The organism is Mesorhizobium sp. ES1-4 (assembly GCF_020164745.1).
GTDB lineage: Bacteria > Pseudomonadota > Alphaproteobacteria > Rhizobiales > Rhizobiaceae > Mesorhizobium.
This window is the reverse complement of the sequence record NZ_JAIUGV010000028.1, coordinates 39,095-45,945: the sequence shown is the minus strand read 5'-3', so window position 1 is coordinate 45,945 and position 6,851 is coordinate 39,095. Positions and strand designations below refer to the sequence as shown.

Annotated in this window: 2 protein-coding genes and 3 pseudogenes; 4 read left to right on the top strand and 1 reads right to left on the bottom strand. The window is 61.3% G+C overall.

What is annotated here, in order from left to right; all coding sequences use genetic code 11:
• The 4 genes and pseudogenes from LB556_RS30340 to LB556_RS30325 form a co-directional block, all read left to right on the top strand.
• Nucleotides 1-1,982: pseudogene (locus LB556_RS30340) on the top strand (Tn3 family transposase); the annotation flags it as partial.
• Between the two features lie 110 nt (nt 1,983-2,092).
• Nucleotides 2,093-3,659 (top strand): annotated as a pseudogene (istA, locus tag LB556_RS30335) (IS21 family transposase).
• The gene (gene istB / locus LB556_RS30330) at nt 3,592-4,320 is read left to right on the top strand and encodes an IS21-like element helper ATPase IstB (RefSeq protein ID WP_123170692.1); all 729 of its coding nucleotides are present in this window, start codon (nt 3,592-3,594) and stop codon (nt 4,318-4,320) included. Before istA ends, istB begins: the two are co-directional and overlap by 68 nt.
• Nucleotides 4,321-4,465: 145 nt before the next feature.
• Nucleotides 4,466-4,996 (top strand): annotated as a pseudogene (locus tag LB556_RS30325) (Tn3 family transposase); the annotation flags it as partial.
• A 367-nt stretch (nt 4,997-5,363) separates the two neighbouring features.
• Here LB556_RS30325 and LB556_RS30320 read toward each other — a convergent pair.
• Complete coding sequence (locus LB556_RS30320; protein WP_140884440.1) at nt 5,364-6,848, bottom strand: GMC oxidoreductase; 1,485 nt, start codon at nt 6,846-6,848, stop codon at nt 5,364-5,366.
• Between the last annotated feature and the right edge of the window lie 3 nt (nt 6,849-6,851).

Genomic DNA, 6,851 nt, shown 5'->3' with positions numbered 1-6,851 from the left:
ATCGAACGGATCGGCCTTGGCGGCCGTGCGATAGCCCGCCGACGGGCGGAGAGAACTCTGATTGAAGACATCCCGCTCGATACGCTTCAATCATTGGATAGGCTGTTAGAGGTTGACCCGTCGATCGGCCAAACCCGCTTTCATTGGCTGCGCTCGGCGCCAGAAGCGCCGGGTGCGTCGAACCTGGTCGGGCTGACAGAAAGAGTTGCCTTCCTGCGCGCGCTGGAAATCGATCCGAAACTGCAGGCGCGCATATCGTCGGGACGGTGGGACCAGATGATCCGGGAGGGCAATGCCACGCCGGCCTGGCTGGCCAATGACTTCAATGCCAGCCGTCGGCACGCTCTGATCGTGGCCCAAGTCATCAAGCTCGGCCAGAAGCTCACCGACGATGCGGTGACGATGTTCATCAAGCTGATGGGTCGGCTGTTCTCGCAAGCCAATAACCGAAAGAAGCAGCGACACATGGACTGCAGACCAGTTACCGCCAAGGCGCTGCGCATGTTCCTCGATACGATCACTGCCCTGCAGTCCGCGAACGATTATGGTCGGAACGCGTTGGAGGTTCTCGACCAGAAGGTCGGCTGGCACCGGCTGCTACGCATGAAGCCTGAACTCGAGTCGATGGTCGAGGACAACGAGGCGTCGCCCTTGGTCGTGGCGGGTGAGCAATATGCGACCGTAAGCAAATTTGCGGGCGCGTTTCTGCAGGCGTTCACGTTCCAATCGGCGCGGCGACACGATCCGCTCCTCGCGGCAATTGCGCTGCTGAAACGGCTCTATGCCGAAAAGCGGCGGACACTCCCGGATCGCGTCCCGATCACCCACCTCAGCCCAACTGATCGACGGCTCATCTTCGAACGAGGAAAGCCTGATCGCCGTCTCTACGAGATCGCCACGCTCGCGGCTTTGCGAGACCGGCTTAGATCTGCGGACATTTGGGTCGACGGCAGCCGATCTTTCCGGCCGATCGACGAGCATCTCATGCGGCGGGCGACATTCACCACACTGAAGGAGGAGGATCGTCTCGGGTTGGGCGTCCAAGGTGGCGGCGCGCAGTGGCTTGCCGAAGCGCGTCAAATGCTCGACTTCAACCTGAAGCGCCTGGCGCACAGAGCGCGATCCGGGAAGCTCGAAGGTGTTCGTCTTGAGGCCGGAACGTTGATCGTTACGCCAACTGCTGGCGAGGTTCCGGCGGCGACCGAGGAACTGAATGCCGAGATCAGCGATATGTATCCAATGGTTGAAGTGCCAGACCTGTTGAGGGAAGTGCACGATTGGACTGGGTTTGCCGACCACTTCACGCATGTTCGCACCGGTGACGTCCCAAGAAATGTCTCGGCCATGCTACCCGGCGTGCTGGCCGATGCGACCAACCTCGGTCCGAAGCGAATGGCGAGCGCATCCAAAGGGATCAGCGCGCACCAGATCGGCTGGATGCGCACATTCCACGCCCGCTCGGAGACATATCGTGCGGCGCAAGCATGCATCACCGATGCGCACACTCGTCACCCGCATGCCCGACTTTGGGGTAATGGAACGACCGCGTCATCGGACGGGCAGTTCTTTCGGGCGAGCGATCGAGCGGCCAAGCGCGGCGACGTCAATCTACACTATGGCAGCGAGCCGGGCTCAAAGTTCTATAGCCATCTGTCAGATCAATATGGTTACTTCAGCATTCTGCCCATCAGCCCGACCGAAAGCGAGGCGGCCTATGTGCTCTATGGGCTATTCGATCAGGACACGATCCTCGACATCCAGGAACACTTTACCGATACAGGCGGCGCAAGCGATCACGTCTCGGGCTATTCGCCCTGATCGGAAAGCGGTTCGCACCGCGGTTGCGGAACCTCAAGGACCGGAAGTTCCACACGTTCGAGAAAGGCGATGCATATCCGGCGCTGTCGAACCATATCGGGGCACCGATCAACGCCACCCTGATCCTCGATCATTGGGACGACCTGCTCCATCTGGCTGTGAATCGGCGTGCAAAATTGACCCCATAAGCCGGGGAATCGGCGTCCAATTTTGACCCCCCTGATGCTTTGATTTTGCGACCATCAGCTCGTCGTGGCGAGCGGATGGTGTGGGGATGAAGTCGGTGGATACGATTGCCCGGGTTCGGCGCGCATTCCATGTGCAAGGATGGTCGCTCAAGCGGATTTGCCGCGAACTGCATGTGTCGCGCAACACGGTCCGCAAGATTCTCAGATCCAATGAGACATCGTTCTCCTACGAACGCGAGCGGCAGCCCAAGCCGAAGATCGGTCCGTGGCAGGATCAGCTTGACGGGTTTTTGAATGGCAACCGTGGCAAGGCGGCGCGCGAGCAACTGACACTAATCCGGATTTACGAAGAGCTTTGCAGTCTCGGCTACGAGGGTGGCTATGACGCCGTCCGCCGCTACGCGAAGAGTTGGGCGAAGGCGCAGGGGTCGGCTACGGCGGACGCCTATGTGCCGCTGTTCTTCGCGCCGGGCGAGGCCTACCAGTTCGACTGGAGCCACGAGATCGTCCTGATCAACGGCGTGACGGTGACCGTGAAGGTCGCCCATGTCCGGCTCTGCCACAGCCGCATGATGTTCGTCAGGGCCTATCCGCGCGAGACGCAGGAGATGGTGTTCGACGCCCATGACAGGGCCTTTGCCTTCTTCGGCGGCGCCTGCACGCGCGGCATCTACGACAACATGAAGACGGCGGTGGAAACGATCTTTGTTGGCAAGGACCGCCAATACAATCGCCGCCTCCTGCAGATGTGCAGCCATTATCTGGTGCAGCCGGTCGCCTGCACGCCAGCGTCGGGCTGGGAGAAGGGTCAGGTCGAGAACCAGGTCGGGCTGGTGCGCGAGCGCTTCTTCACGCCCAGGCTGCGCTTCAAGACCTATGAGGAGCTGAACGCCTGGCTGCAGGACAAGTGCGTCGCCTACGCCAAGGCGCACCGTCACGTCGAGCAACCGGAACGAACGATCTGGAACGTGTTCGAGGAAGAGCGCGGCAAGCTGGTCGAATATCGCGGCCCCTTCGACGGATTCCATACGGTGCCGGCCCCGGTGTCGAAGACCTGCACGGTTCGCTTCGACACCAACAAATACTCTGTCCTGTCGACGGCCGTCGGCCGCCCGGTCGAGATCCATGCCTATGCCGACAGGATCGTCATCCGCCAGGACGGCGTGGTCGTCGCCGAACATGCCCGCTCCTTCGGGCGGAACGAGACGGTCTACGATCCCTGGCATTACGTCCCTGTACTTGCCCGCAAGCCCGGTGCGCTGCGCAACGGCGCGCCATTCCGGGACTGGGCTCTGCCACCGGCAATGGAGCGGGTGCGGCGGAGATTGAAGGCGGCGCATGACGGCGATCGGCAGATGGTGACGATCCTGGCCACGGTTTTGACCGACGGCATCGATGCCGTGGAGGCTGCCTGCCAGGACGCGCTCGATCAGAATGTCTGCTCATCCGCCGTCATCATCAACATCCTGGCGCGGCGGCGCGATCCGGCGCCGGCAGTCACCATTCTCACCCCGGACGCTCTTCGCCTGCAGCACGAACCGCAAGCCGACTGCGCCCGCTACGACAGCCTCAGGAGGGCAAGTTGATGGAACGCACGCAGGTTCTGGAACTGATGGGCACGCTGAAGCTCTACGGGATGCGGGGCGCCTATGACGAGGTCATGGCGACAGGCATCAAGCGCCAGCACGAGCCGCCGAGGATCGTCGGCGATCTGCTTTCGGCCGAGATTGCCGAGAAGCAGGCCCGCTCCATCAAATACCAGCTCACCGTCGCCAAGCTGCCGATCGCCAAGGACATCGATGAGTTCGACTTCGACGGCACGCCGGTCAATGAGGTGCTGGTCCGGGACCTTGCCAACGGCACCTTCGTCGCCGACCAGCGCAACGCCGTGCTCATCGGCGGCACCGGAACCGGCAAGTCGCATCTGGCAATCGCTCTTGCCCGCGCCCTGATCCGCAACGGCTCACGTGGCCGTTTCTTCAACGTCGTCGATCTCGTCAACCGGCTCGAGACCGAGCACCGCGGCGGCAAGCAGGGCCGTATCGCCGACTACCTCACCCGGCTCGACTTCGTCGTGCTCGATGAACTCGGCTATCTGCCCTTTGCCCAGGCCGGCGGGCAATTGCTCTTCCACCTGATCAGCAGGCTCTATGAACGGACCTCGATCATCGTCACCACCAACCTGGCGTTCGGAGAATGGCCCGCCGTCTTCGGCGACGCCAAGATGACGACAGCGCTGCTCGACCGTCTCACCCATCATTGCGAGATCATCGAGACCGGAAACGAATCCTGGCGCTTCAAGAACCGCGCCTGATCACCCCGTCAAGCTGCCAAGCGCCATCCGCGTTCGCCCGGGCTGCGCAACCCTGACCAGCTCCGCCCGGGCGAACGCTGACCGCCGCGCATTACAGAAGGGGGTCAAAATTGGACGCCGATCGAGGGTCAGTTTTGGAAGCCGTTTGACACATCTGGCGGCGTCGATCACCACGCGGTCCGTCCTGCCATCCACGATCCTGAAGAAGCTGTCAGCATCCCCGAAGGAAAGCCAGCTTGCCAGGGCTCTACGCGAAATCGGTCGCATCGAGCGGTCCCTCTTCATGATCGAGTGGTATTCAAGTCCGGCATTGCGCCGGCGCTGTCAGGCCGGTCTCAACAAGGGGGAGGCTGCACACAAGCTGAAGCGCGCGGTCTTCTTCCACGAGCGCGGTGAGATCCGTGACCGATCGTTCGAGAGCCAGGCCTTCCGCGCGTCCGGGCTCAATCTCGTCGTCAGTGCGATCGTGCACTGGAATACGGTCTATCTTGACCGCGCGGTCACACAGATGAAACGAGCGGGAAGGAACATTCCGGATCCGTTTTTGAAGCATATCTCGCCGCTGAGTTGGGAGCATATCAACCTGACGGGCATCTACACCTGGGACAGCGAGCAACATCTCCCAGAAGGCTTCAGGTCACTCCGTCACCCGGCTGGGCTACGGCGTGCCGCATAACGTTCCTACTCCGTTCGACCTTGGCGTACGATTTCGAACTGCTCTTGTTCCGACTCCGCAATGGCCGAGTGGAAAGCCGTCACCGGCGCGCTCGCTTGAAATCCGCTCTGAATGCTTCCGTCCAACCTGTTTCCAATAACGTGACAAGCCCCATTGCCCCTTTACCGCGTAGGGCATTGGTTCGCGAAGTCCTGCACGCGTCGATCCCGAAGCTCGCCATTGATCTCGGCCGTGAAAGTTCCCCGAACTTATTCTTCCTTCGATCGTGATCGCCCATTCTACGCCATCGTCGTCTCCGTGAGCAAAACGACTGTGGTGGACCGAGCGATGCTAACAATTCGCGGCGACACTCACGCCATCGAACCGCTCAGGCGAGCGTCGTACGAATATGATCCGCAACCCGCAACGCTTGCGCAGCAATCGTCAGCGAGGGATTTACCGCCGCGGAATTGGGAAAAAAGCTGCCGTCGACTACAAACAGATTGCCGTGGTCATGCGAGCGGCAGAAGGTGTCCAGAGGGGAAGTGCTTGGATCGCTGCCCATGCGGACTGTGCCGCACTGATGTCCGGGATTTTCTTCAGTGTATCGCTGCGTGAGAACGATCGGGTAGCCGCATTGGCGCAACCGGCGGCGGACCACTGCAATCAGCCGCCGCAGGGCCTCCACGTTAGTACGTTGCCAATTGAGGCTGATCTCGTCGCCGTTCACCGTCACCCGGCTTTCGGGATCGGGTAGATCCTCGCTCATTACGAAGCAATCGACGGAGTGCCGCGCGATATAATCGAGCATCGGCCTCGGCACGAATTTCATTCCTGATTGCAGCATATCGGCCGAGATCTTGCCGATCATTTGCAAATTGCCCAGCGGCCGTGTGTCGCCACCTTGGCCGAAGTAGAAATCGTTGCACTGGATTGTCTTTTGATAGACCGCGTCATTGCGGCGCCGGGGATCGATTGCCAGCAGCGCGGCGCCGTTATGGTTCATGAAGTTGCGGCCGACTTGGTCCGAACTGTTCGCGACCCCTCCTGATCGCAGGAGCAGCGCAGCTGAATTGATCGCGCCGGCGCTCAACACTACCAGCTTGGGCATCATCACCTTCAACTCGCCGTCTTGGCGGTAATGCACGGCCCTGACAGTTCTGCGATCGGCGGCAAGTTCGAGCCGCTCGACCCGGGCGCCGGTCATCATGCGGATGTCGGGATCGGCGAGGGCGGCACTGAGCCCGCAGCTTTCGGCGTCCATCTTGCCACCTGTAGTGTCGGGATAGGCGTCCCAGGGGTCCTGGCCGCGTGCCAGCCAGGCATCGATGTCGATGCCCAGCGGCAATGACGAAGGATGCAGGCCGTTGGCTGCCAGCTTGCTGCGGAAATACGCGATTGCCGGCTCATCGGGGACCGGCGGATAGTCGTATGGGCGGGAATGAAACGGCTCTGTCGGGTCCTCACCGAGCGTGCCACGCACCTTATACAGCTTTTCGGCTCTGCAGTACCAGGGCTCAAGCGTCTCGTAAGGGTATGGCCAAGCGGGCGAGATGCCGGCGAAGTGCCGCTTTTCGCCAAAATCCTCGCGGCGATAGCGTACGAGTATGCCGCCGTAAAACTTCGAATTGCCGCCAACGCAATAATAGTGACTGGGCTGCACCTGACGACCGCGCGAATCGCGCCAGCGCTCATTGGTGCGAAAGTATTTGTCGATGAAGATGGCGCGGGCATTACGCGCTTGCGGACTGTCCCGCAGCCGCTCGCCGCGCTCGAGGATCACCACATTGGCGCCGCAGCCAGCCAGACCGGCGGCCAGAGTCGCGCCACCGATGCCCGAACCGATGATGACGATGTCCGGTGTCGCGGTCATGCG

Coding starts and splice junctions, on each gene's coding strand:
- istB (WP_123170692.1), top strand. CDS start 3,592: ATGGAACGCACGCAGGTTCTGGAACTGATGGGCACGCTGAAGCTCTAC.
- LB556_RS30320 (WP_140884440.1), bottom strand. CDS start 6,848: ATGACCGCGACACCGGACATCGTCATCATCGGTTCGGGCATCGGTGGC.